This window comes from Rothia nasimurium (genome assembly GCF_928391935.1).
GTDB classification, from domain to species: Bacteria; Actinomycetota; Actinomycetes; order Actinomycetales; family Micrococcaceae; genus Rothia; species Rothia nasimurium_D.
This window is the reverse complement of the sequence record NZ_CAKMTD010000001.1, coordinates 517,503-540,528: the sequence shown is the minus strand read 5'-3', so window position 1 is coordinate 540,528 and position 23,026 is coordinate 517,503. Positions and strand designations below refer to the sequence as shown.

The following is a 23,026-nucleotide window of genomic DNA, read 5'->3' as shown; positions in this document are numbered from 1 at the left end:
ACGGGGACGGGACGGGTTAGAGGTCGAAGGTGAGGTAGAGGCCTGAGTGGTCTGAGATGGCCTGGTCGGAGTAGTCGGGGAAGACGACGGCGTGGCGGGTCACAGGCAAGGGCCGGTCGGTGAGAACTAGGTCAATGCGGAGGGCCTGGGTGAGTGAATCCCACCCGTGGATTGCCTTGTGGACGGTGGTTTCCCCGGTGCGTTCTTGGGCGGTGAGGTAGGTGTCGAGCCAGCCGTAGCTCTGCATGAGGTCGTAGCCCTCGCCAGTAACCCCGGCAGCGTTATTGAAGTCTCCTGCCAGAATGATGGGAGCCCCCTGGGCTAGTTCCCGAATCTGCCGGTCCAGCTGGTCAAACTCGGCGGCGAAGAGGGGGGTGCCCTCCCACTGCCACCAGCTCATGTGGGCGCTGGCCAGCCAGGTGCCACCAGCGTCCTCACCCAGTTGCACAGCCAGCGCCACCCGGCGGGGGACGTCCTCGTAGGTGTAGTCAGGGGAGAGGTCCAGGGTCTGGACGCGCTGGGGGCGGGAACGGGTCAGGACGGCGACGCCCTCGTCGTACCGGTCAAACCCCCGGTGGGCCACAGCCCAACCCCACCAATAGGGAGCGCCCAGCTGGGTCAAGAACCCATTGAGCAGGTGGGCAAAATTATCAGCCCGAACCGGCCGATCAGCCCCGCCCACAAAACCCGCAGGCTCAGCCACTAGAGGGCTATGAACAAGCTGGTTCACCTCCTGCAAGGCCACCACATCAATCCGCTCACGCACAATGAACTGGGCCAACTCATAGATCTTCGAAATCTGGTGGACCTCAAGCCAGCTATGGGTATTCAGCGTTAAAAGTTTCATCGGGGCAAAAACAGCTTTCAATCGTGCACAAGAACCTCTTACGGGTCTTCATACTAGGCGGAGCGGACCTGTCTGCCTCTTTCTCACGCGCACAAAACCCCTCGAAACTTTTACCCGCTTCCGCCACCTTGTGCCGGTTCCCGGCATTAATGCCAAAGTCGCCCAAATCACCATCAGCAGCCACAAAAGAATGATTAGATAAGCCTAGTAATCACACGGGATTCTTCCACCAACACACCTCGAATTTTCGAGTCGGGAGATCCCATTTATGAAAGGTTTCTACCGATGATGGAGAAGATTCAGAGGTTCGGCTCCGCCATGCTGGCCCCCGTCCTCATCTTTGCATTCGCCGGTCTTGCAGTGGGCATCGCTATCATCTGCAAGAACGAAATGCTTCTTGGCCCCATTGCCGCTGAAGGCACTGGCTGGTACAACTTCTGGTCCGTATGGGAGTCCGGCGCTTGGACCGTCTTTAACCAGATGGAACTCCTCTTTGTGCTCGGTCTGCCGATTGCACTGGCTAAGCAGGCACAGGCTCGCGCCGTCCTCGAAGCCGGCATGATTTACCTGACCTTCAACTACTTCGTTGGCCAGATCCTCAGCATCTGGGGCGACAAGTTCGGTGTTGACTTCAACGTTGACCTCTCAGAAGGTGCTGCTGGTACCGGTCTGAAAATGATTGCGGGTATCAAGACTCTCGATACCGGCATCTTCGGCGCCATCATCATCTCCGCTATCGTTGTCTGGCTGCACAACCGCTACTTCGACACCAAGCTCCCCGACTTCCTCGGTATCTTCCAGGGCACCCAGTACGTTTACGGTCTGGGCTTCTTCCTGATGATGCCCATCGCTCTGGTCTTCTGCCTCGTCTGGCCTTCAATCCAGACCGGTATTGGCTCCCTGCAGGGCTTCTTCATCTCATCCGGTGTCTTCGGCGTATGGCTCTACACCTTCCTTGAGCGCATCCTGATTCCCACCGGCCTGCACCACTTCATCTACACCCCCTTCGTCTTCGGCCCCGCCGTTGTTCCGGACGGCATCACCAAGTACTGGGTTGCTAACCTCGAAACCTTCGCAGAATCAACCACCCCCGTCAAGGAACTCTTCCCCGGTGGCGGCTTCGCCCTGCACGGTAACTCCAAGGTCTTTGCTCCCCTCGGTATCGCAGCAGCCTTCTACACCACTGCTCGTCCCGAGAAGCGCAAGGAAACCCTGGCCCTGCTGATCCCTGTCTGCCTCACCGCAATCCTGATCGGTATTACCGAGCCCCTCGAATTCACCTTCCTCTTCCTGGCACCCCCGCTGTTCGCAGTACACGCAGTCCTGGCCGCAACCATGTCAGCTACCATGTACGGCTTCGGCGTTGTCGGTAACATGGGTGGCGGTCTGATTGACTTCCTCTTCCAGAACTGGATCCCCATGTGGCCCAACCACTCCGGTATGGTCCTCACCCAGATCGGTATCGGCCTGTGCTTCACCCTGATCTACTTCGTCGTCTTCCGCTTCCTGATCCTCAAGTTCAACTTCAACACCCCCGGTCGTGAAGTAGACGGTGCCGAAACCAAGCTCTACACCAAGGCTGACTACAAGGAAGCTAAGAAGAACGGCACCCTGGGTGCTGAAGGTGCCGCTGCTGGTGCTGCAACCGCAGTAGCATCAGACCCCTACACCCAGCGTGCAACCGACTTCCTGGCTCTGCTCGGTGGCCCCGCCAACATCACCGATGTGAACAACTGCGCCACCCGCCTGCGCGTTTCAGTGGCTGACCCCGAGCTGGTCGGCTCTGAAGCCCAGTTCAAGTCCGCAGGTGCTCTCGGCCTGGTCAACAAGGGCAAGGCCCTGCAGGTCATCGTCGGCATGGACGTTCCCCAGGTTCGCGACAAGTTCGAAACCATGGTGAACGAGGGCAAGTAATCTTGCTCCCCCTGCCTTGAGCATCACAACCTGACACCAAGGGCTCCTGAGAAAACCCACTTATACTGTTAGTTACCGCAGTGAAAGTGAATATCTCAGGAGCCCTTGGTGGACTTACAAGAACTTGTCAACGCGCACCAGAACCGCCTCAGCGATACCGAACGCGAAATTCTCGCCTTCATGCTGAACAATGAGCAGTTTGTTGCCGACTCCACCATTAGCGCCCTCGCGCACAAAACCTTTACCTCAACGTCCAGCATTATCCGGCTAACCAAGAAGCTGGGGTTCACGGGGTTCGCTGAACTTAAGTTCTTCGTCAAAAGCTCCCTGGCCGGCGGGGCCAAGCCTAACACTGACTTTTTAGAGAGTGGCCGTCTCGATATTCTGAAAACCTATGAGGGGCTCATGGCGATGGACTTCGAACCCATCCTCTCAAAAATTGAGAATGCCAATACCATTTACCTGTACGGGACGGGCTTTGCCCAGCGGAATGCCATCCAGGAATTTTCAAAATCTATGCTGGCCTGCGGGAAGTTTACTCACGTGATTCCTGCCTCCAGCGAGTTCCGGGGGTCGATTGGGGTGATGCGCCCGGATGACCTGGTCATCATCGCCTCCCTCTCAGGGGAAACGGAAAGTGCCATTTCTACCGTCAAGGCATTAGCCGCCCGCAAAATACCCATGATCGCTATTACGGCCCTGGGGGTCAATAGCCTCTCCGCGGCGGCTGATTTTAGCCTGCACTACGAATCAACCCCCACCATAACTAGCTCCCATAAAGAGCCCTACCATTCTTTTGTTGCCCTGACCGTCCTGCTGGATTACCTGGTCAGGCAGTACATCCAATACCTTGACTCCCAAGAGAAGACATCATGAACGCCATCCTCTATGCCCTGCGCGACCCCGATAAGCTCCGTACCTTCCTTTTCTGGTACTGGCTGATAAGCCCCCTGGTGTTCTTCTTCTACCAGTACGCGGTGTCAAGCGGGGAGGGCGTTGCCTTTCAGGAGATGCTCCAGCAGCCTGCTATTGCCCTGGCTTTTTTGGTCAGCTGCATGTCCCTGATTATGGCGGGCCTCTTGAAAGCTGCTGAAAGTGAAAATGAGCTGACCGAACGGAACTTCGGTATTTTTGCGGTGGCCCAGCAGCTGGTGACGGGGAACCTGCCCGGCTTTTTGTTGAGCTACTTTTACGTCCGTTCCCTCTGGGAATCCGGTGGTGAGCCCTTTGCCCCGCGCCTCAAGTGGGTGCTGGTGGCGGGTATGGCCCTCTTGGGTTTCCTCTCGGTGCTGACCCTGGTTGCTAACTTTAACCTCTATATTGCTTAGGGGCAGGACGGACGCCCGGGGCAGGAGCCGTGTAAAGGCGGCCCGGTGATGTTGGCCGGGCCAAAAGCCAACTATGATGGTTTAGGCAGTACAAGAGCGCAAGGCCGAAAGTAGATTTTAGTGAACGACCAGGTCCACCCTGATTCAGCAACCGCTACCTCTTCTGCGACCCCCTGGGCCGCTGGGAGCACCCCGGAGCCGGTAGCCCCCCAGGGCAGCGTCGAGGACGACAACACCGCTGCCCAGGTTACTGCTGGCCTTGAGGCGTGGGCCGGGCAGATGGAAATTTACACGGGCCCAGACGCCATGCTGGATTTCAACCAGGTTGATTATGTCCACATTGATCTGACGGACGCTAATTCGTCTGGCGTGGCCCAGATGTTTATGGGGCGTAAGACCCGCCTGTCAACGATCCTGCGGGATAAGGCCAAACTTGAGGCCGGCATGGTTGCTGCCCGGGCCCTGCGCACCAAGATTTTTGAGCTGGCGACCGGCCACGGCTTGGACGCCGGGTACTTCGTGGCAGGTACTGCCTCCTGGTTGTCCCGCGACGTGCGCGAGGACGGCATGGTCAGCGAGAAACGGTTCATTGCCCCTATTCTTATGGCCCCCCTGGCCATCACCCCGCACCCCACTAGCGACGACTTTGAGGTCCAGCTGACCGGCCCGGCCCAGTTGAACCCGGCGATGGTCCGGCAGATCAAAAAGGAATACGGGATAGACCTGGGTAGCATGGACGTTGCCCAGCTGGCTAACTCCATGCGGAAACTGGACCCGGAGCCTGTCATTGAGCGTATGCGGGCCACTACCGGCTCCGTCCCCGGCATGACCATTCACTCCACCTACCTGATCTCTACCTTCGCGGACCTCAAAGAAAGCACCGGCGAACTTCCGTCAACCGCCCACACCGACCTCGTCCGCGACATTGCCCAGCTCAAACTCAACCCCCTGGAAAAGCCCTTCGTGGCTCCCATCCACAACGGGCGGGCCCCCCTGGACGAACGCAACCCCGACGAGGACATGATCCTGGTCGACACCGACTCAGCCGGCCAGGACATCATCGACCTCGCCCACCTGGGCCACTCCCTCACCGTTACCACCGCCCCCGGCACAGACCAGCTGGGAACCGCCGCCAACCTGGCAGCTACCCTGATCCACCAGGGTAAGTCCGTCCTGGTGGTGGGGGAGAAGCGTTCAACCTTAGCCGCTTTCACCAACCTCCTGGACCGCTACAAGCTCACCGACCTCACCTTCAACCTGCTGGCTGAGAAGAGCCCCGAAGACTACCGCACAGAATTCATCAACGCGATTGTTCGTGACGAGCAGGCACCTGCACCCAACGTCACCGATATCCACCGGGAACTCACAGAAACCAGGGCCGCCCTCAAAGCCCACACCGACTCCCTGCGTTTTACCGAGTCCCGCTGGGGCTGCTCCGTCTATGAGGCCCTCCAGACCCTGGCCGCCCTCACCGCCCAGACCCCGCCCCCGGCCACCCACATCCGGCTCAGCAAAACCACCATGGACGAGCAGGTCAACCGAGCTGAGACCGTCCGTAAACTTCAGCGTCTGGCCGAGCTGGGGGGCTTCCGTCCCTCCACCCGGGCCTCAGCCTGGCACCGGGCTAAGCTGCTTAACAGGGAGGAAACCCAGGCCGCCCATGATCTGGTCAAGACCCTCGCCGCCTCCCTGGCAGATCTTTCCACCAGAATGCAGGCCATGGCCGAGTCCATCGGGATGAAACCTGGTGGCAGCATCACCGACTGGGGCAACCAGATTGACCTGCTCGAACGCCTGACTGATACCCTCACCCGTTTCAACCAGGACATCTTTGATCGTCCTGTCACCGACCTCATCGCAGCTACCGCCTCCGGGGCCTGGCGTCGTGACCACGGGATTGAAATGTCTAGCATCCAGCGGTCCCGGCTTCGTCGGGCTGCGAAGGAATACATTATTCCCGGCGTCTCTATCAATGACCTCCACGAAAGCCTCTTCGTGGTCCAGGGTCAGCGAGAAGAATGGCTGGCCTGGGCCGCCGACGACCGCACCCCCAGCGTGCCCGACAACCTAGCTGACCTGCGCTCAGCCCACAGCCGACTGGTGGGCGAATTCATGGGGCTGGCCATTGTCCTGGAAGATTCTCCCGCCGGTACCCGCTTTACCCATACCCCGTTGCCGGAACTTTCCCACCGCCTGCAGGCCCTCATCGACGATGAAATCCTCCTGCACAGTCTGCCCGAACGGGTAGAGCTGACCCGCGAACTGACCACCGCAGGCCTGGGCTCCCTCCTCGAAGAGCTGTACGAACGGCAAATCGGGGTTGAGGGCGTCGCTGCTGAGCTGGAACTTGCCTGGTGGCAGACAGCCCTAGAAATGATGCTGGCCTCCCAAGAAATCGAGATCCTCGACGGGGACCGCCTCCGCGACCTGGAGGCCCGCTTCCGTCGGGCCGACTACAGCCACGTCGCCTCAGCCCCCGCCCGCCTGCACGCAGCAGTTGCCGATTGCTGGCGTCACCGCATCGGCCAGTTCGAAGACCAGGCAAACTACCTGCGGAGCCAGCTCAAGAGCCACGATTTTAACCTGGGCCAGGTCCTAGAGAACGCGCCCGTCATGGCAAGCACCCTGCTTCCCCTGTGGATTGCAAGCCCCTTCTCCCTCTCTGGCAAGGTCCCCACCGGAATGCGGTTCGACGCCGCTATCCTCCTGGACGCCGAATCAACCCCGCTGGCGGCCAACCTCCCGGCCCTGATCAGGGCTGAACAGGTCATTGCCCTGGGCGATCCCCACAGTGGCTTCCCCGCCCCCTTCATGGTCTCAGCCTTAGCCAACGGCACCCCGGTGCCCAACAGTAACAAACTGGTCTCCACCTTCGAGGCCCTGGCAAAGGTGCTACCCGGTCGCTCGCTGGCCACCGTCAATCGGGCCGTCGACCCCACCCTCTTTACCTACCTCAACGAACACTTCTACTCCGGTGCCCTAACCAGCTACCCCTGGGGTGAAGAGTACACCGAAGGAGCAGAAGCCCTCACCGTCGAATACGTTGACGTCACCGGCAGGGTTTCAGATAACGCCAGCCTGGATTCACCGAGCCCTGAGGTGCAACGGGTCGCTGAAATGGTCATCGAACATGCCTACCGCACCCCCAAGCAAACCCTGGCGGTCATCACCACGAGTTCCCGCCACGCCCAAAGAATCGCTGAAGCCGTGCGTCAGCTGGTCAACCGGTATCCGCAGTTCGCCCCCTTCTTCGCCGCCGGGGACGAACCCTTCCGCGTCGTTGACGTTACCCGCGCCGTCGACATGGAACGGGACGTCATCATCTTCTCCCTCGGAGCCGGGAAAACAACCCAGGGGGCAGCCCACCACTTCGGTCACTTCTCAGAACGGGGTGGCCGCCAGAACTTCGCCCTGGCCATGACCCGGGCCCGCCACCTCACCCGCCTGGTCACCTGCGTCACCCCCGAAGACTTGGACCCCCAGCGGCTTGAACACGGGGCCTTCGACGTTTACCGCCTACTCCTTGCCTATCGCAAGGACCAGGAAGAACGCGCCCGGCAGGAGCTAACCCGCCCCATCACGGACCAGCTCCCGGTCAATGAGTTCCTGACCAACGACCACCTGGACGCTATCGACATGGGCGACTGGCTCCTCGGAGATCTCCAACGCCGGGTATCCTCCCTGCCTATCACCTTGCACGAGTCCCCCCGGGACATTTTCTCCCTGGTTGCAACCAGTGATGCTGAATCCCTCGTAGCCGGTGCCCTCGCCAGCCCCCGCGCCCGCAAGATGCTGCACGATGTCGATCGCGTCAGCCCCAGCCGGGTCCCCCTGGCCGTTATTTCTGACGGTACGGACGCCTACGCCGCCCTGAGCGTGCGGGAACGCTCCCGCCTGCTGCCTGAGCTCCTGGCCCGCACCGGCTGGAATTCAATGACAGCTTGGACGATTGAGGTCTTCTCCCGTCCTGAAGCCGTCGTCCACCGTATCGCAGGGTACCTTGGCGTCTCCGACGGTGCTGAATCATGACGAACCCCCAGCAGGAAGATGCAGCCCGGGGCAGGAGCAGCTACCAGCCCACCCCCAAGAAACGCCGGGGCAACCGCAGGGCTACCGGGGGATCGTCCTTCACCGGGGCCGAACCCCACCTGGCAGGACTTACCCCCAGCGGTCCTGCCCCCGAAGACCGGGAAACCCTCCAGGAACGGGAGGGGGAGAGGCGGGCTAGCTGGCTCAAAGAGCAGCGCCCACCCCACTACGGCACAGACTAATCCCCACGAAAAAGGCTCCCCACCTGGGGAGCCTTTACTCGTGCTCAAGGTGGGGCGTAGTTTACTTACCCTTGTCGTTAGCGTAGAAGCCAGACCCCTTGAAGACCACACCGACCTGGCCGAACTTCTTGCGGAGGGTGTCCTGCCCGCACTCGGGGCAGGTCTTGAGAGCATCGTCGCTAAAGGACTGGTGCTGCTCAAACACATGGTCACAGTTCTTGCACTGGTAAACGTAAACGGGCACGAAAACTCCTTAGATTCAGGCCCGGGGAAGACTCACCGGGCAGACCATACCGACCTCTATCTTACTCTGGCTCTACCCCTCCCCGGACCAGGGGTTAGAGCCATTGAGGGCCAGGACGCCCTGCTCGGTCAAGGCCCAGCCCAGGCGGGCGTCCCAGGGATCAGCCGGGAGGCCATCTAGGATCTCCCGGGCAAAAACCACCCCCAGGGTAGAGGGCTCCTGGCCCCGGGGCCCTAACCGCTCAAACAGCCTGTCGTAGTAGCCCCCGCCCTGGCCCAGCCTGCGTCCGCCCACATCAAGGGCTAGGGCAGGAACCAGGCGCAGGTCAGCCCCGCAAAAGGCCTCGGGGCCGAGCCGCTGGCCGTCCGGTTCATCAATTCCCAGGGTATTTCGGGCACCTTGGGCTCCCGGCTCCCACTCCACCCAGGAAAGCTGGGATCCCGGCTCCACTACCGGCACCAGCACCCGGTGACCCAGGGCCACCGCCTGCCCCAAACCCTCCAGGACGGGCGGCTCAGTGGGGAGGGGAAGAAAGGCAGCAATCGTAGAAGCAGGGGCCAGAGACTCCCACAGGGTAAGGCACTGGGCCGTCAGGGCAACAACCTGGGCGGCAGACGGCGGCAGTGAATGGCGACGGCGCCGCAGGTAGGAACGGGCCAGGGCTTTAGCAGAAGCGGCAGAAGAGCTCATAAGACCTTCCCAAGGTGGTAGCAGGCACAGAATATGCACTAAATCTACCAACCAGGAGGCAGAAACAAGGCTAATTCATCAAAATTGGGTATTCTTATGCCTATGACCGAAAATAAATCACTCAAAGTCACCAAGGCAGTCATTCCTGCCGCTGGTCTAGGCACCCGCTTCCTCCCCGCAACCAAGGCAACCCCCAAGGAAATGTTGCCTGTTGTCGACCGCCCGGCAATTCAGTACGTTGTCGAAGAAGCTATCCGCGCCGGTCTGAACGATGTTCTGATGATTACCGGCCGCAACAAGCGTGCCCTCGAAGACCACTTTGACCGTGTACCCGGCCTGGAACAGCAGCTGGCAGACCAGGGCAAGGATGCCCTGCTCAAGAGCGTTGAAGACTCCAATGAGCTCGGTGAAATCCACTACGTCCGCCAGGGCGACCCCAAGGGCCTGGGGCACGCCGTCCTGCGCGGCAAGGTTCACGTTGGCAACGAGCCCTTCGCGGTTCTGCTTGGTGACGACCTCATCGACGAATCCGAGGACCTGCTGTCAGAGATGGTAGCCGTCCAGCAGAAGACCGGCGGTTCCGTCGTTGCCCTGATGGAGGTCCCCGAGGACCAGATTTCAGCCTATGGCTGTGCCGCTATCGAAGCTGTTGACGGTGAAGATAGCTTCTACAAGGTCACCGGCCTGGTCGAAAAGCCTGCCAAGGAGGACGCCCCCTCCAACCTGGCCGTCATTGGCCGCTACGTCCTGTCACCTAAGGTCTTTGAGGTGCTGGAAAACACCGCCCCTGGCCGTGGCGACGAAATCCAGCTGACCGACGCCCTGCAGACCCTGGCCCAGGGCACCGGCGAGGGCGAAGGCGTCTACGGTGTCGTCTTCAAGGGCCGCCGTTTCGACACCGGCGACAAGCTCTCCTATCTCAAGGCCAACGTCATCCTCGCTACTGAACGCGATGACCTGGGTCCCGAGCTGCGCTCCTGGCTCAAGGAATTCGCCGCTGACATCTAAACAGCAGACCCAGGTTCATCAAACCTGAACCTAACCTTGAAGGCCTCTTGTTCATTCTGCGAACAAGAGGCCTTTGTCTATGCTCTTCCATGACCAAAAGGGGGAGCGGGATCAAGAGGCTGAGGTAGAATTGTCCGGTACATAAAGATCTGACATGAAGGAGGCTCACACCGATGAGTGTTCTGGGAACTTCAGGCATTATCTTGCTTGCCCTAGTTCTGATGGGCCTCTACATGATTAATCGGCAGATCAAGGCCCGCGCCGCCTACGCCTTTGGTGCAGAAAAGGCCTGCGACGATATCCTGGTCCCCGCTGACCTCGACGAGGCAGGGGCCCACATCGCCTACACTGAGGCCCAGGTTTCCGCCCCCGCATCAACCGGGTATGCCGGGCCGGGCTCATCCGCCCCTGTAGAACCTGCCCCCTTTCGCCAGAACCTCCGTCTCCGATGGGGCCGACTGGCAATATTCGGGGTGGGAGCCCTAGCCCTGTTTGCGTCCCTAGTGACCGGTATCCTCGCTGCCGTGACCGCTCTGACCTTTGTCACCCCCGTCCTTCTGCTCATGCTGGGAGTAGGCTGCCTTGTAGCCCTGCGTGTCCTGGCCCTACGTGACCGCGACCGTCGCCGTGCCAGCACCGCCTTGAAGGTGGAACTGAGCAAGAAATTGCACCAGCCTGAGCACCTTACTTCCCCGAGCCCAGGTGAGAAGGTCCCTTCTCCTGAGGTAACCAAGGCGGTCGAGCAGCCCCAGCGGGTTGTCCCTGAACTACCGGCCCGCGCCAAGGCAACCCTTCCGATTAGCCACGCAGCCAAGGCCCTGCGTCGAGCCCGCACCCAGCACCAGCCCCTGCCTGCCCCGGCCCCGGCTGAACCCCTGGTCGAGAGTGCCACTGACGCCCCCACCCGTCTTCGCATGGATGAAGCCCTCCCCGACACCCGGTGGGCCGTAACGGAAGTCCCCCGCCCCACTTACCTGGACGCCCCCGTCGCCCAGCGTGCCCTCGTCGAGCCGTTAGAAGCGCCCCAGGCCCCGCAGAGCAACAGCAAAACCCTGGCTGAGGCAGCCGGTATGAACCTCGACGACGTCCTGCGTCGCCGTCGGGCCTAAGCCCTAGCCCCCTCACCAAGGGGCCCACAGAGACCAAAACCATGAAAGAGGCGCCCCGCCTGCCCACCGGCAGGCGGGGCGCCGTATAGGCTTAAAGCAGACACAGTGAACCATCGAAAGGCTAGGCATGGTTGCCCACCACCTCGAAGTTGAACGTAAGTTTGAAATGCTGGATTTGACCCGGCCCACCCCAGATATGACCTGGAAGATTGCGGGCTTCACGGCTCAAACCCCAGTGGTAGAAGACCTGGACGCCACCTATTTTGACACCGACACTCAGACGCTCGGCCGCCACAAGGTAGCCCTCAGACGGCGTACCGGCGGGTATGACCAGGGATGGCACATCAAGTTTGACGCCGCCGGTGGACGCCATGAAGTGACCTTTGATCTGGGGGAAGGCGACCACATTCCTGAGGCTGTCACGGATTTTCTCGCCCCGGTCCTTCTCAATGAAATCGTTGAACCGTCTGTCTCCCTTCTGACCCGCCGGGTAAGAACCGTTATCACCTCCCAGGACGGTGTCGACATCGCTGAAATCTGTGATGACTCGGTGACTGCCACCGACTTTTCCACTGGCATTGAGCGCCGCTGGCACGAGTGGGAAATAGAGTTACTGGACGGGGGAGTGGAGGATTCAGACTCAGCCCAGCAGGTGTTTGAGGCGGTGGAGAAACTGCTGCGGGAGGCTGGTGCCGCCCCCTCGACGTCCTCAGCAAAAATTGCCCGCGCCCTAGGTGCTGATGCTGAGTTTGAGGCCCGTCGAATCTCCCAGCTGGGGCTAGAGGCCAACCCAAAGACCGGGATTTTCCCGGCGCCGACGGACAAGACGGTCGTCCTACCAGCAGCCCATCTGCTGACCGATATTCTGCAGGGTTTCATCGTGAAACTTGCCCAGGCAGACCTCCTGATTCGGGCAGGGGTGCCCGACTCTACCCACCAGGGGCGGGTGGCTGCCCGCCAGCTACGTAGCGTCATCAAATATATGGCCCAGCCCTACGCTAAGGACGCCGACTCAAAGGCCCTCCTCAAGGGCTTGGCTGATGGCCTGAAAACATATGCCCATGAGCTAGAGCCCCACCGGAACGGGGAACTCATAGCCGATCTCCTGGCAGAGGGGCTGGAGAATCTCCCGGCAGGGTCCCCGGTTCACCCTGAGGCCCTGGAACAGCTGCTGGTAGCCGAGGACACCGCCCACCTGGAAAAAGCCCTTGCCTACATCACCTCTGTTACCCGGCGTGATCTGCAGGCTGACCTCGTTCAGGCGGGGCGCGATATCACCGAATACTGCGACCTGCCCCTGAATCCCGATAACTACATCAACAAGGTGGCCAAGCGGCTGCGGAAAAAACTGGCAAAACAGATGGCCTCACTTGTGGCCGAGCTCCCACAAGACCCCCAAGGACGGGCCAGCGCAGCCCACCTCGATGAGCAGGTTCACGACATCCGCAAGCTCGTCAAGGCAACCCGATACTGTCTCAGCGCCATCCGATCTGCCGGTGGGGAACTGACAGATGGGCAGCAGGAGCTGCTGCGCCTGGCCAAGACGATGCAGGGCCAGCAGGGCAGGCTGACGGACCAGAATACATTAGGGGCCTGGCTACTGGGGCATCAGGGAACCCTGGAGCACCTAACGCTTGGTTACCTGCTGGGGCGTAGCGATCTTACGGCAGAGACGATCCGGCTGGTTGTCAGTGCCTCGATCTCTCAGCAACTCCTTGATCTTAAGAAGATTCGACTGAGTTAGTAGCTGTCGGGTCACTGGGTTCCCTCAACCTGCCAGGGCCCCGCCCAGCTGACTCATCTGAGCCCAAAGACAAAGGTCCCCTGGTAGCCAAGGAGGCTGCCAGGGGGCCTTGCATCACACACAGGAAGAAAAGTCTTCGACAGTACCGACATAGCCGGTCCTCCCACAGGACCTTGCGGCTATTAGGTAATAAAAATATAACCTAATTCGAGGGGGTTTGGCTAGGGGTTTACCCAAAAAAATTTGGTGAAGCTATCTAGCAAGATAGGTAAGGCTAACTAGCGGGTGTTTTTCAGGGGGCAAACCCACGAAAAACCCCAAGCCAACCCCGTCACCACAGCCAGCTGCGTCCTCACCCCAGCTTTGGCGATAGACTGGGGGAGTGAGAGAATGGCTCGAAGGATTACACTGGTCTGCCGCTATCAGCTTCATGTGGATAGTGGGCATCGTGCGTACCAGCATCATTTACGCCCTCGGATACCTAGCTGCAGCAGGCGGCACCAGGCTAGAGGCAATCAGAAAACTCCTCGACCACCCCCTCTACCAGCGGGCCCAGCTCTTCATCAACCGATGGGGCGTCCTCGCCGTCCCCCTCTGCTTCCTCACCGTTGGCTTCCAAACCGCAGTCATCATCACGACCGGATTTACCCGGATGCCCCTCATCCGCTGGATACCAGCCATGCTCATCGGCACCCTCATGTGGGGCACCATCTACGCCACCATCGGCATGTCCGTCATCTGGCTCTGGCTCGAAAACCCTGCCGTCGCAGCCCCGCTCATCCTGCTTCTCATCACCGTCATTGCCATCATCAAATGGCGAGACTCCCGCCGCTCCATGCCTCGAAACACGAAAGTAACCCGCCCATGACCTCCCTCAGCGAGGCAATACTCGCCCACCCCCACCTGCTCATCGACGACAACACCGACCGCTACCACGCAGTCGGTCAGGTCCCCGGATTGTGCGTCGGATACGTCCCCGGGGTCATGCCCGGCAAATGGTTCACCCGCTGGCGTGAACGCTACTCAGCGCTCGCCCCCCTCACCGAAGTGGCCCTAGCCGAATCTCAGGGGCTTGCTGCCCTGGACGCCTTCGCTGACATGGTTCTCCTCCGCGGGGAGGACGAAGCACGCTCCCTCGACCGGAAGCGGTACCACGCCATTGAGCTCTACCGGGAAACCCCCGTTGTAGTACTCCCCAAAGACCACCTGCTGACCGTCCTCGACACGGTGCCGGTGGGCGAACTAGCAGAAGAATTCCTGCTCCAAGATCCAGCTGAGGTACCAGCCTGGGCTGAGGTGTCGGCGTCCTACCGCACAGAGCACCCGCGTCCCCTGCCCGAGATGCGCCACCGAGGCGACGCCATCGAACTTGTAGCAGCGGGCCTCGGCCTGCTGATTGTGCCGATGTCGGTCGCCCGTTTCTACCACCGGAAGGACCTCACCTACCGGCCCCTCGAAGGGGTAGAAGACTACCCGGTGCTCCTCGTCTGGCCACGAAACCCCGGCCGCAGCGACGAACGCGAACAAATCATTCAAGACTTTGTCGGCATCACTCGCGGACGGACCGCAGCCTCACACCGCGGTTCGGACTCCCGAGAAGTTGCGATAGAAAAACAACGCCGCGCCAAGGAAGAAGCCAAGCGCAAGCGGGCAGCAGCTAACAAAAAGCGTGAAGCCGAAGACCGGAAACGCCGCAACGCCCAAAAGAACGGGAACCTTCGCCAGTACCAGGCCCAGAAGGGAAAGAAACGTTAGCCCTGGGAATCTGCTGATTTTTTCCCGTAGACGACGGATTGGTTAGCCAGGGGAATGCGTAGGCCGCGCTCGTCCATGGCCTTCTTCAACTGCTCCCTCAGTTTTCGGCCCACCTTGAACTGCTCGGACGGGGCGGTCTTGACCGTCAGACGCAAGATAACCTGTTCGCCTGTCACCGACTGAACTCCCAGGTACTGGGGCTCACCGGAAATGTTTTCTGCAATACCGGGGAGGGCAACAGCCTGCTGCATGGACTCCAGGAGGAACTGCCCCATCTCGTCGATATTGGCGTTGTAGGGGATGGGCAGGTCGATGATGGTACGAGCCCAGCCCTGGGAGGAGTTGCCAACCCGGAGAATCTCCCCGTTCCGTACATGCCAGAGGGTTCCTGCACTGTCGCGCACCTGGGTGGTTCGCAGGCCAACAGCCTCAACTTCACCCTCGGCCTCACCGAGATTGACCCAGTCGCCGATGCCGAGCTGGTCTTCAGCCACGATGCAAATCCCGGAGAGGAAGTCTTTGACCAGGGACTGGGCACCAAAGGAGAGGGCTACGCCAGCGACACCGGCTGAGGCGATAACCGGGGCAATGTTGAAGCCCATTTCGGCGATAATCATGACGATCATGATCGTCCAGATCACGATCGAGGAGACCGACCGCAAGACCGACCCGACGGTCTGGGCCCGCTGGGTCTGCCGGGCTGAAGCGGAGGAGGCATCGGACCGCCAGCGGCTGATAGCCCCTGGTTTGTCGTCGGCAGCGACAACCCGGCTCTTGGTACCGCGGGCGATGGAGTCGGTTACCTTCCGGATCACCAGGCGCACCAGCACCTGAAGGATAAGGCCAAGCACAATAATGATGGCGATCCTGCTGGGGGCCCCTAGCCAGAAATCGAGGCTGGCAAGGCGGGGCAGGACGGTTTCGGCAACCTCTGCGCTTTCTTCAAGGGGAGTCGTGGTGGTGGCGTTCAGAAAACTCATACTCATGAGGTTAGCGGGTTTGGCTGGGCGCCGCCGGTAAAGCCTTAAACTAAAAGGTGAAAATGATGCGTGATGGAAGGTTGCCCCATGCCCATGGTGATGGATACTCGCCCGGCTGCCTATGCGGTGGTGATTGATGATGGCAAGATATTGCTGTCCCGCTGGGTGCCCCATATTCCAGGCTATGAACCCGGGTGGACCCTGCCAGGTGGCGGTATAGATCCTGGTGAGCAGCCCTCCGAAACTGCGGTGAGGGAAGTCTTTGAGGAAACCGGATACACCATCGAGATTGATGGGCTGCTGGGTGTTCACGCCGCCTACTTTGACCAGGACGGGGCAGACCGTCCTTTCTGTGCCTTCCGCACTGTCTTTCGGGGGCACGTCACCGGTGGGGAACTGACTTACGAGGTGGGTGGGTCGAGCGATATGGCTGCCTGGATTCCCCTGTCCCAGCTCGATCAGTATCACTATTATTCTGCTCTCGATGAGGCTGCCCGCATGATGGGTTTTGTTGATGTTGTAGATATGGCCAGCTTCTACCGGCAGGAGGGGGCATGAGGGTGACAGGACGATCCCGCCCAAACTTAAGCGGCACTCGGTGGTCTCGTGCTGCCCGGCTTCCTGCCCTGGCCACCCTGACCCTGCTGGTTGCAACCGGGTGCGGGGCAGCCACCCAGGACGGGGCTGCCCCCAGCAGCCCCACCGGCCCAGCAACCGGGCGGGCCGGGGCGTCCTTGGCCTCAGAAGGCCCCACCCAGCAGACCCTGACCGTCGGGACCGGGCTTACCCCTGAGACCCGCCATGCCGCATACATCTACCAGGCGGCCCTACAACAGGCCGGTTACCGGGTAGAGGTCGTCGATACCGACCCGACGCGCGAGGCCCTCTTTGCCAGCATGGGGCTAGACCCAGCCGTCCCCCAAGCCACGGCCAGCCCCCAGGCCACCGGGCAGCCCGTGCCAACGGCCGGTCTCACCCACATCACCCCTGACCTCACCGGCGACCTGTTGCTCTACCTCACCGATAACGGATCCAAGGGCCCAAATAACGACACCCTGAAGGTCCGTGGACTCAGCACCTCAGACATCTACAACGCCTTGGGCCGCACCCTGCCTGCTGGAGCCAGCCTGCTGGAGCCCTCATCAGCTACCAGTCGTTACGGTTACGTCATGACCCAGGCAACCGCAGCCCACCACCAGATCAGTGGGATGGAAGACCTCAGAGAACACTGCAAGGACCTGGCACTCACCGCTCCAGGAACCTACCCGGACAATCCCAGTGGAGCAGCTTCCCTAGACAGCGACTACTCCTGCACACCCCGTGAAACCAGCACCCGAGATGACCGGGCAGAGCAGATTCAAGACCTGATCACCGGGCGTACCGACCTGGCCTACGTGTTCACCGCAGACCCAGCCTTGAAAACCCATAACCTGGTCCTCCTCGATGACCCCGAACGCACCCAGCTTGCCCAAAATATTGTGCCCGTCGTCAGAAATGGAGAGCTACCCCAGGAAGCGATCGACATCATCAATAGTGTGTCTGCCTCCCTCACCGCCGATCACCTCACCAGGTTGAACTCGCTCACCAGCGGAGACCATCCACTCACTGAAACAGAGGCAGCGCATTTCTGGTTGACCACTTTGAAAGGGTAATCTGAATCTCATGGCATTCAAGCAATCAAAGAAACTCCAAAACGTTCTCTACGATATTCGCGGCCCCATTCTCGAAGAAGCCCAGCGTATGGAGGCCCGAGGCCACCGTATCCTCAAGCTGAATATCGGCAACCCCGCCCCCTTCGGTTTCGAGGCGCCAGAAACTATCATGATGGATATCATCGAGCACCTGCCCGAAACCCAGGGCTACTCTGACTCCAGGGGCCTCTACTCTGCCCGAACTGCCATCGTTCAGTACTACCAGAACGAGGGCATCATGAACATCACCACTGATGATGTCTACCTGGGCAATGGCGTCTCAGAACTGATTCCCATGACCCTCCAGGCCCTGCTCGATAACGGCGACGAAATCCTGGTGCCCAGCCCCGATTACCCCCTGTGGACGGCTGCCACCCAGCTGGCCGGAGGGAAGCCGGTTCACTACACCTGCGACGAAGCAGACGGCTGGAACCCGGATATCGAAGACATCAAGTCCAAGATCACCCCCAACACCCGGGGTATCGTCGTGATCAACCCCAATAACCCCACGGGCGCTGTTTACTCCCCTCAGGTTCTGCAGCAGATTGTGGACCTGGCCCGCGAACACGAGCTGATTATCTTCGCCGATGAAATCTACGAAAAGATTCTCTATGACGGCAACGTCATGACCCATGTTGCCTCCCTGGCCGGTGACGACGTGCTGTGCCTGACCTTCTCTGGCCTGTCTAAGGCTTACCGGGTGTGCGGCTACCGGGCGGGCTGGGTTGCTATCTCTGGCCCCAAGCTGGCTGCTGCCCCCTTCATTGAGGGCATCAACCTGCTCGCTAATATGCGTCTGTGCGCCAATGTTCCGGCCCAGCACGCCATTCAAACGGCTCTCGGCGGCTATCAGTCGATCAATGACTTGATTCTTCCCGGTGGGCGTCTCAAGGAACAGCGTGACCTGTCCTTCAAGATGCTCAATGAGATGGACGGTATCACCGTTCAGCAGGCCGAAGGTGCCCTCTACCTCTTCCCCAAGGTCGATGTTGATAAGTTCAATATCACCAGTGACGAAAAGTTTATGCTTGACCTACTCCGGGAACAGAAGATTCTGCTCAGCCACGGCTCCGCCTTCAACTGGGGTGCCCCTGACCACTTCCGCCTGGTGTTCCTGCCTGATACCCACGTCCTAGCAGATGCCCTTGAACGTCTGGGTAACTTCTTGAGCGACTACAAACAGAACTAGCCTGTTAGCCCTGAATGCCCTACCGGCCCCTGATCCACACTCGCTGTGGCTCAGGGGCCGGTGTGTATCTGAACCTGGGGCTGGTAAGGCTAAGAGCCTCTAGGCTGTGCCTGCCTGCCGGGCGGCTTCCAGCTTGGCTGTGGCTCCGTCTAGCCAGGCTTCACAGCGGGCGGCCAGGGCCTCGCCGCGTTCCCAGAGGGCAATGGATTCTTCCAGCGTGCCGGCGCCTGATTCCATACGGTTGACGACCTGCAGCAGTTCTTCCCTGGCCTGCTCATAGGTGAGCTGGTCGACAGGTAGGGCATTGAGTTCGGTCTTGAATTCGATGGGGTTGCTCATGGGGTATGTCTTCCTTCTGGTAGGGGGCTTAATGGTTTTCGGGGCGGACGGAGGTAACGGTTGCATCGACTGCGCCGACCGCAGCCCGGACGGTAATGTCTGCTCCTGGCTCAAGGCCGGTTGCGTCGTGGACGATGCTGCCGTCGGCGGTCTGGAGGACGGAGTAGCCACGATTGAGTGTTTGCTGGGGGGAGAGCGCGGTGACGCGGGCCCTGAGCTGGCTGATGAGATCGCGGTCGCGGGCAAGTCGGTGGGTAGCTGCCTTGAGACCGCGGGCGCGTAGGCGGTCAAGGTCTTCGGCCCGGGCGAGCAGGGTTGAGGCTGGGTTTGCAAGGGCCGGACGGGTGCGCAGGTGCCCCAGACCCTGTTTCTCTCGGGCAATCATCTGCTCGATGGACCGGGTGAGCTGGTAGCGGGCGCCGCGGAAGAGTTCCTGTTCTTCGCGGACGTCAGGCACAATTCGTTTGCCGGCATCTGTGGGGGTGGACGCTCGTAGGTCAGCGACGTGGTCCATGAGGGGGGAGTCCGCCTCATGACCGATTGCAGAGACAACCGGGGTGTTCGCTGCGGCAACAGCGCGAACCATGGCTTCTTCTGAGAAGGGGAGGAGGTCTTCAAAGGCCCCGCCGCCCCGGGCTATCACGATAACGTCGATATCGTCCCGAGCATCGAGCTCGGCGAGGGCGGCAGATACCTGGGCTACTGCGTTGGCCCCCTGGACTGCAACTTCACGGATTTCAAAATCCACTGCTGGCCAGCGGAGGGAGGCGTTACGGATAACGTCCTTCATGGCGTCAGAATCCCGGCCGGTAATGAGCCCAACTCGGCGGGGGAGCAGGGGGAGGGGCTTTTTGCGGGCGCTGTCGAAAAGACCCTCAGCCTGGAGTTTAGCTCGAAGCTGCTCGATCAGCTCCAGCATAGAACCCACGCCCACCGGCTTGATGTTGGAGCCCTGCATAGACAGACGGCCGGTCTTGACCCAGAAATCAGGCTTAAGCTGCAGGACGACGCGTGAGCCGCGCTCTAAGGAACCCTGCACCTTCGCCATTTCAGATCCCCAGACGGTAACTGAAACAGATACTTCCTGCTCAAGATCCCGGAGGGTCAGGTAGGAGACCCGCCCCCGATGGTTGAGTTCAATAATTTGCCCTTCAACCCAGGTCGGCACGCACCGGGCTATATATTCATGCATTTTGTTAGACAGGACGTGCAGGGGCCAAGGGTTTTCGGCGCTTGTCTGCCCGGCCCGCTCAGCTAAGGGCTGGGCCGGGGCAGAAGCGGCTTGGGCCGCCTGCTCTTGGGCCTGGGCCAGGGATAGGGGCTGCTCACCAAAACTGTTCATACCCCACTAATACCACCCTTGCCTGACATTTTAAGAACCCGAACCAGTTCTCAGCCCCACAGAAAAGAAGAGGGGCGAGTCGGGCGTCCTTACCTGCCTGGGACGAAGGGGTACAAGCCCACCCCCGGCAAGGAAGCCCACCCTCACCCAAGGACCAGCCCAGGGGGAATCCTGCAATCTAACCAGTTTCAGACAGCTAATCCACAGCCACAGTGAATAAGATAGGGCATCATGGGCACTCGTACTACCGATTACAAGGACTTCGACGGCAACTGGACCAATCCTGAGGTCCAGCGGCGGAATCAGGCTGCCGCCAACCAGCCACAGCACTACCCTGGCCCAGACCAGGGCACCCGGGCCCACCTGGGTTATCAGGCAGAGACCACCGAGGCTCCCGCCCCGGCAGCTACCTCAGCCAGCCCTGCCCAGTCCACCCATCTCCAGGGCTACCCGGCACCCACCTACCCCAACACCACCCAGCACCCCCTTCCAGACCCCAGGCCAGCCCCGGCCAGAGGGCACAAGCGACCTGCCTTTGGCCTGGCCCGTCGCTTCTTCGGCGTCCTCTGCGCACTACTAGCCCTAGCCACCGGCCTCACCGGGGCCGCAGCCTACTGGTCAGCCCACACCATCACAGACACAGCTGGCTTCACAGCCCTCACCGCTGACCTGGCCACAGACCCAGAATTCCAAGAAGCCCTGGCTTCCTCCCTCACCGAGGACATCATGGCATCCCCTGCAATCTCCACCTACCTCGGTGACGGCAACTCAACCACCTGGTACGGGGGAGTCCAAAACTGGCTCTACGACCAAACCAAGAATTTCGTAGACACAGCAACCGGCGCAACCATCAGCTCAGACACCTACCCCGAGCTGTGGAACCAGGTCATCACAGATACCCACGCCTACAATTTCAGCGGTGAAACCAGGCCAGCGGTTCTTGATCTCAGCGCCATCTACGATGCCGCCAGCAGCAGCGTCGCCTCGTCAACCGGACTAGCAATAGACACCACCGGCCTGCCCGGCCGCACCCTCACCCTCGACACCGGGCAAAATTTTTGGCCCCTCAATTCCCTGGCCAACTCCCTCATCATGGTCTCAGACCTTTGGCAGCTACTCCTGGTCATCAGCGGGGCAGCAGCCCTCGCCGGGGTGCTCCTGTGGCCTGGTAGCCGCTTCGGCTACCTCGCGGTGGTCTTCCTCATCGGCGCTGGAGTCAGCTGGCTGACAGGCCTAATAGCCACCGGCTTCTCCCTCACCTCAGGCCTCGACCTGCCCGTTGGGGGAGCAGCCCTCATCTTCCTCCAAAAACTATCTGAAACAATCAGTGCCTCATACGCCAGCTTCCAGAACAGCATTGCCCTGGGACTCCTCGTAGCAGCTGCCCTAGCTGCCCTGCTGGCTGTCCTGGCAGCCGTCCTGAAGATTTCTGCGAGACTCGCCACTGCACGGACCCGCTAGAAACCCGTAAGATGGAGACTATGTCTACAGCTGAAAAGACCATCGAACTTGGCCTCCCTACCGTGCCGCGGGTACGCCGCTCCCGTGAAGAGGTAGAGGCAGCTGCCCCAACCGGGCAGAAGAAAGTACTCCTTGCTGCCCCCCGAGGCTACTGCGCTGGCGTTGACCGTGCCGTCATCGCCGTTGAAAAGGCCCTAGAACATTATGGCGCCCCCGTCTACGTCCGAAAGCAGATCGTACACAACCGCCACGTCGTCGAAACCCTCGAAGCCCAAGGCGCAATCTTCGTGGACGAAGTTGAAGAAGTACCCGAAGGCTCAGTAACGGTTTTCTCAGCCCACGGTGTCTCACCTGCTGTGGTTTCCTCCGCTGAAGACCGCCAGCTGAACACCATCGACGCAACCTGCCCCCTAGTATCTAAGGTGCACCGCGAAGCCGTACGCTTTGCCAAACAGGATTACGACATTCTCTTGATCGGCCACGAAGGCCACGAAGAGGTTGAGGGAACTGCCGGTGAAGCACCTGACCACATCCAAATTGTGAACTCACCTGATGAGGTAGATAAGGTAACCGTTCGTGACCCCGAGAAGGTCGTGTGGATCTCCCAGACCACCCTTTCAGTGGACGAGACCCTTGAGACTGTAGCCCGTCTCCGCGAGCGTTTCCCCACCCTTCAGGACCCGCCCTCAGACGACATCTGCTACGCAACCTCCAACCGCCAGGGGGCCATCAAGGAAATCGCACCGAAGGCCGACTTGGTCATTGTGGTGGGCTCTACGAACTCTTCCAACTCCGTCCGCCTGAAGGAAGTTGCCCTAGAGTACGGTGCCAAGCAGGCCTACCTGGTGGACTACGCCAACGAGGTCGACGAAACCTGGTTCGAGGGTGTCACGACCGTGGGCCTAACCTCCGGTGCTTCCGTGCCTGAGGTCCTGGTCCAGGACGTCCTGCGCCTTCTCGCTGACTACGGCTACGTGGACGTCGAGAAGTACGAAACCGCAAAGGAAGACATCCTCTTCTCCCTGCCCAAGGAGCTTCGAGCAGCCCTAAAGAACGATTCTGGTGAGCCTGCTATGCGTCTTGGCGGACGCGGGGCAAAGCCCACCCGGTAACC

At 60.4% G+C, this 23,026-nt stretch carries 21 protein-coding genes; 15 read left to right on the top strand and 6 right to left on the bottom strand.

Features of this window, described 5'->3' with window-relative positions; translation table 11 throughout:
- Window positions 1–16 precede the first annotated feature (16 nt).
- Window positions 17–847 (bottom strand): endonuclease/exonuclease/phosphatase family protein, encoded by an 831-nt coding sequence (locus L7A15_RS02465; RefSeq protein WP_237208067.1) that lies wholly within the window; start codon window positions 845–847, stop codon window positions 17–19.
- Between the two features lie 285 nt (window positions 848–1,132).
- On the opposite strand from L7A15_RS02465, the gene L7A15_RS02460 reads away from it, so the two are divergent.
- The 5 genes from L7A15_RS02460 (at window position 1,133) to L7A15_RS02440 (ending at window position 8,360) form a co-directional block, all read left to right on the top strand.
- Window positions 1,133–2,761, top strand: a complete 1,629-nt coding sequence (locus L7A15_RS02460; protein ID WP_237208066.1) for an alpha-glucoside-specific PTS transporter subunit IIBC — start codon at window positions 1,133–1,135, stop codon at window positions 2,759–2,761.
- Between the two features lie 108 nt (window positions 2,762–2,869).
- Complete coding sequence (locus tag L7A15_RS02455) at window positions 2,870–3,637, top strand: MurR/RpiR family transcriptional regulator (RefSeq protein WP_237208065.1); 768 nt, start codon at window positions 2,870–2,872, stop codon at window positions 3,635–3,637.
- On the top strand, window positions 3,634–4,089 hold the full coding sequence (locus tag L7A15_RS02450) for a cell shape determination protein CcmA (protein ID WP_237188034.1): 456 nt from the start codon (window positions 3,634–3,636) through the stop codon (window positions 4,087–4,089). The genes L7A15_RS02455 and L7A15_RS02450 overlap by 4 nt, the downstream gene beginning before the upstream one ends.
- 120 nt (window positions 4,090–4,209) lie before the next feature.
- Window positions 4,210–8,118 (top strand): DEAD/DEAH box helicase, encoded by a 3,909-nt coding sequence (locus tag L7A15_RS02445; protein ID WP_237208064.1) that lies wholly within the window; start codon window positions 4,210–4,212, stop codon window positions 8,116–8,118.
- Window positions 8,115–8,360 (top strand): hypothetical protein, encoded by a 246-nt coding sequence (locus L7A15_RS02440; RefSeq protein ID WP_237188038.1) that lies wholly within the window; start codon window positions 8,115–8,117, stop codon window positions 8,358–8,360. Before L7A15_RS02445 ends, L7A15_RS02440 begins: the two co-directional genes overlap by 4 nt.
- Window positions 8,361–8,421: 61 nt before the next feature.
- Here L7A15_RS02440 and L7A15_RS02435 read toward each other — a convergent pair whose 3' ends face one another.
- Together L7A15_RS02435 and L7A15_RS02430 are read right to left on the bottom strand one after the other, a co-directional pair.
- Window positions 8,422–8,604 (bottom strand): FmdB family zinc ribbon protein, encoded by a 183-nt coding sequence (locus tag L7A15_RS02435; RefSeq protein ID WP_237188039.1) that lies wholly within the window; start codon window positions 8,602–8,604, stop codon window positions 8,422–8,424.
- Window positions 8,605–8,676: 72 nt separating this feature from the next.
- Window positions 8,677–9,294: a 5-formyltetrahydrofolate cyclo-ligase gene (locus tag L7A15_RS02430; protein WP_237208063.1), complete on the bottom strand. Its 618-nt coding sequence runs from the start codon at window positions 9,292–9,294 to the stop codon at window positions 8,677–8,679.
- Between the two features lie 102 nt (window positions 9,295–9,396).
- On the opposite strand from L7A15_RS02430, the gene galU reads away from it, so the two are divergent.
- From galU to L7A15_RS02405, 5 genes are all read left to right on the top strand, one after another.
- A complete protein-coding gene (gene galU / locus L7A15_RS02425; RefSeq protein WP_237188041.1) occupies window positions 9,397–10,302 on the top strand; it encodes a UTP--glucose-1-phosphate uridylyltransferase GalU in 906 nt (301 codons plus the stop codon).
- Window positions 10,303–10,475: 173 nt separating this feature from the next.
- Entirely contained in the window at window positions 10,476–11,411 is a 936-nt protein-coding gene (locus L7A15_RS02420; RefSeq protein ID WP_237208062.1) for a hypothetical protein, read from the top strand.
- 127 nt (window positions 11,412–11,538) lie between these two features.
- Window positions 11,539–13,155 (top strand): CYTH and CHAD domain-containing protein, encoded by a 1,617-nt coding sequence (locus tag L7A15_RS02415; protein WP_237208061.1) that lies wholly within the window; start codon window positions 11,539–11,541, stop codon window positions 13,153–13,155.
- Between the two features lie 448 nt (window positions 13,156–13,603).
- Complete coding sequence (locus L7A15_RS02410) at window positions 13,604–14,023, top strand: DedA family protein (RefSeq protein WP_237212270.1); 420 nt, start codon at window positions 13,604–13,606, stop codon at window positions 14,021–14,023.
- Window positions 14,020–14,910, top strand: a complete 891-nt coding sequence (locus L7A15_RS02405; protein ID WP_237208059.1) for a LysR substrate-binding domain-containing protein — start codon at window positions 14,020–14,022, stop codon at window positions 14,908–14,910. The genes L7A15_RS02410 and L7A15_RS02405 overlap by 4 nt, the downstream gene beginning before the upstream one ends.
- Here L7A15_RS02405 and L7A15_RS02400 read toward each other — a convergent pair.
- Window positions 14,907–15,890, bottom strand: coding sequence for a mechanosensitive ion channel family protein (locus L7A15_RS02400; RefSeq protein WP_237208058.1), 984 nt, complete (start codon window positions 15,888–15,890; stop codon window positions 14,907–14,909). The genes L7A15_RS02405 and L7A15_RS02400 overlap by 4 nt on opposite strands.
- Window positions 15,891–15,983: 93 nt before the next feature.
- On the opposite strand from L7A15_RS02400, the gene L7A15_RS02395 reads away from it, so the two are divergent.
- The 3 genes from L7A15_RS02395 to L7A15_RS02385 are packed head-to-tail and all read left to right on the top strand — an operon-like array spanning window position 15,984 to window position 18,770.
- Complete coding sequence (locus tag L7A15_RS02395) at window positions 15,984–16,448, top strand: NUDIX hydrolase (protein ID WP_237212269.1); 465 nt, start codon at window positions 15,984–15,986, stop codon at window positions 16,446–16,448.
- A 2-nt stretch (window positions 16,449–16,450) separates the two neighbouring features.
- Entirely contained in the window at window positions 16,451–17,542 is a 1,092-nt protein-coding gene (locus L7A15_RS02390) for a glycine betaine ABC transporter substrate-binding protein (RefSeq protein WP_237208056.1), read from the top strand.
- Between the two features lie 10 nt (window positions 17,543–17,552).
- The gene (locus L7A15_RS02385) at window positions 17,553–18,770 is read left to right on the top strand and encodes a pyridoxal phosphate-dependent aminotransferase (protein WP_237188055.1); all 1,218 of its coding nucleotides are present in this window, start codon (window positions 17,553–17,555) and stop codon (window positions 18,768–18,770) included.
- 99 nt (window positions 18,771–18,869) lie between these two features.
- Here the strand turns inward: L7A15_RS02385 and L7A15_RS02380 are convergent, their stop codons facing one another.
- Both L7A15_RS02380 and xseA read right to left on the bottom strand, forming a co-directional pair.
- Complete coding sequence (locus L7A15_RS02380; protein ID WP_237188056.1) at window positions 18,870–19,109, bottom strand: exodeoxyribonuclease VII small subunit; 240 nt, start codon at window positions 19,107–19,109, stop codon at window positions 18,870–18,872.
- 28 nt (window positions 19,110–19,137) lie between these two features.
- Window positions 19,138–20,451 carry an exodeoxyribonuclease VII large subunit gene (gene xseA / locus L7A15_RS02375; RefSeq protein WP_237208055.1) on the bottom strand — a complete coding sequence of 438 codons (1,314 nt, stop codon included), beginning with the start codon at window positions 20,449–20,451 and terminating at the stop codon, window positions 19,138–19,140.
- A gap of 231 nt (window positions 20,452–20,682) precedes the next feature.
- Here xseA and L7A15_RS02370 point away from each other — a divergent pair, with 231 nt between their 5' ends.
- Complete coding sequence (locus L7A15_RS02370) at window positions 20,683–21,912, top strand: hypothetical protein (protein WP_237208054.1); 1,230 nt, start codon at window positions 20,683–20,685, stop codon at window positions 21,910–21,912.
- Between the two features lie 20 nt (window positions 21,913–21,932).
- The gene (locus L7A15_RS02365; protein WP_237200294.1) at window positions 21,933–23,024 is read left to right on the top strand and encodes a 4-hydroxy-3-methylbut-2-enyl diphosphate reductase; all 1,092 of its coding nucleotides are present in this window, start codon (window positions 21,933–21,935) and stop codon (window positions 23,022–23,024) included.
- The last annotated feature ends 2 nt before the right edge of the window (window positions 23,025–23,026 follow it).

Excerpts from the sequence above, each read along its gene's own strand:
- L7A15_RS02465 (WP_237208067.1), bottom strand. The coding sequence starts at position 847 with ATGAAACTTTTAACGCTGAATACCCATAGCTGGCTTGAGGTCCACCAG.
- L7A15_RS02460 (WP_237208066.1), top strand. The coding sequence starts at position 1,133 with ATGATGGAGAAGATTCAGAGGTTCGGCTCCGCCATGCTGGCCCCCGTC.
- L7A15_RS02450 (WP_237188034.1), top strand. The coding sequence starts at position 3,634 with ATGAACGCCATCCTCTATGCCCTGCGCGACCCCGATAAGCTCCGTACC.
- L7A15_RS02440 (WP_237188038.1), top strand. The coding sequence starts at position 8,115 with ATGACGAACCCCCAGCAGGAAGATGCAGCCCGGGGCAGGAGCAGCTAC.
- L7A15_RS02430 (WP_237208063.1), bottom strand. The coding sequence starts at position 9,294 with ATGAGCTCTTCTGCCGCTTCTGCTAAAGCCCTGGCCCGTTCCTACCTG.
- galU (WP_237188041.1), top strand. The coding sequence starts at position 9,397 with ATGACCGAAAATAAATCACTCAAAGTCACCAAGGCAGTCATTCCTGCC.
- L7A15_RS02420 (WP_237208062.1), top strand. The coding sequence starts at position 10,476 with ATGAGTGTTCTGGGAACTTCAGGCATTATCTTGCTTGCCCTAGTTCTG.
- L7A15_RS02415 (WP_237208061.1), top strand. The coding sequence starts at position 11,539 with ATGGTTGCCCACCACCTCGAAGTTGAACGTAAGTTTGAAATGCTGGAT.
- L7A15_RS02405 (WP_237208059.1), top strand. The coding sequence starts at position 14,020 with ATGACCTCCCTCAGCGAGGCAATACTCGCCCACCCCCACCTGCTCATC.
- L7A15_RS02400 (WP_237208058.1), bottom strand. The coding sequence starts at position 15,890 with ATGAGTTTTCTGAACGCCACCACCACGACTCCCCTTGAAGAAAGCGCA.
- L7A15_RS02395 (WP_237212269.1), top strand. The coding sequence starts at position 15,984 with ATGGTGATGGATACTCGCCCGGCTGCCTATGCGGTGGTGATTGATGAT.
- L7A15_RS02385 (WP_237188055.1), top strand. The coding sequence starts at position 17,553 with ATGGCATTCAAGCAATCAAAGAAACTCCAAAACGTTCTCTACGATATT.
- L7A15_RS02380 (WP_237188056.1), bottom strand. The coding sequence starts at position 19,109 with ATGAGCAACCCCATCGAATTCAAGACCGAACTCAATGCCCTACCTGTC.
- xseA (WP_237208055.1), bottom strand. The coding sequence starts at position 20,451 with ATGAACAGTTTTGGTGAGCAGCCCCTATCCCTGGCCCAGGCCCAAGAG.
- L7A15_RS02370 (WP_237208054.1), top strand. The coding sequence starts at position 20,683 with ATGGGCACTCGTACTACCGATTACAAGGACTTCGACGGCAACTGGACC.
- L7A15_RS02365 (WP_237200294.1), top strand. The coding sequence starts at position 21,933 with ATGTCTACAGCTGAAAAGACCATCGAACTTGGCCTCCCTACCGTGCCG.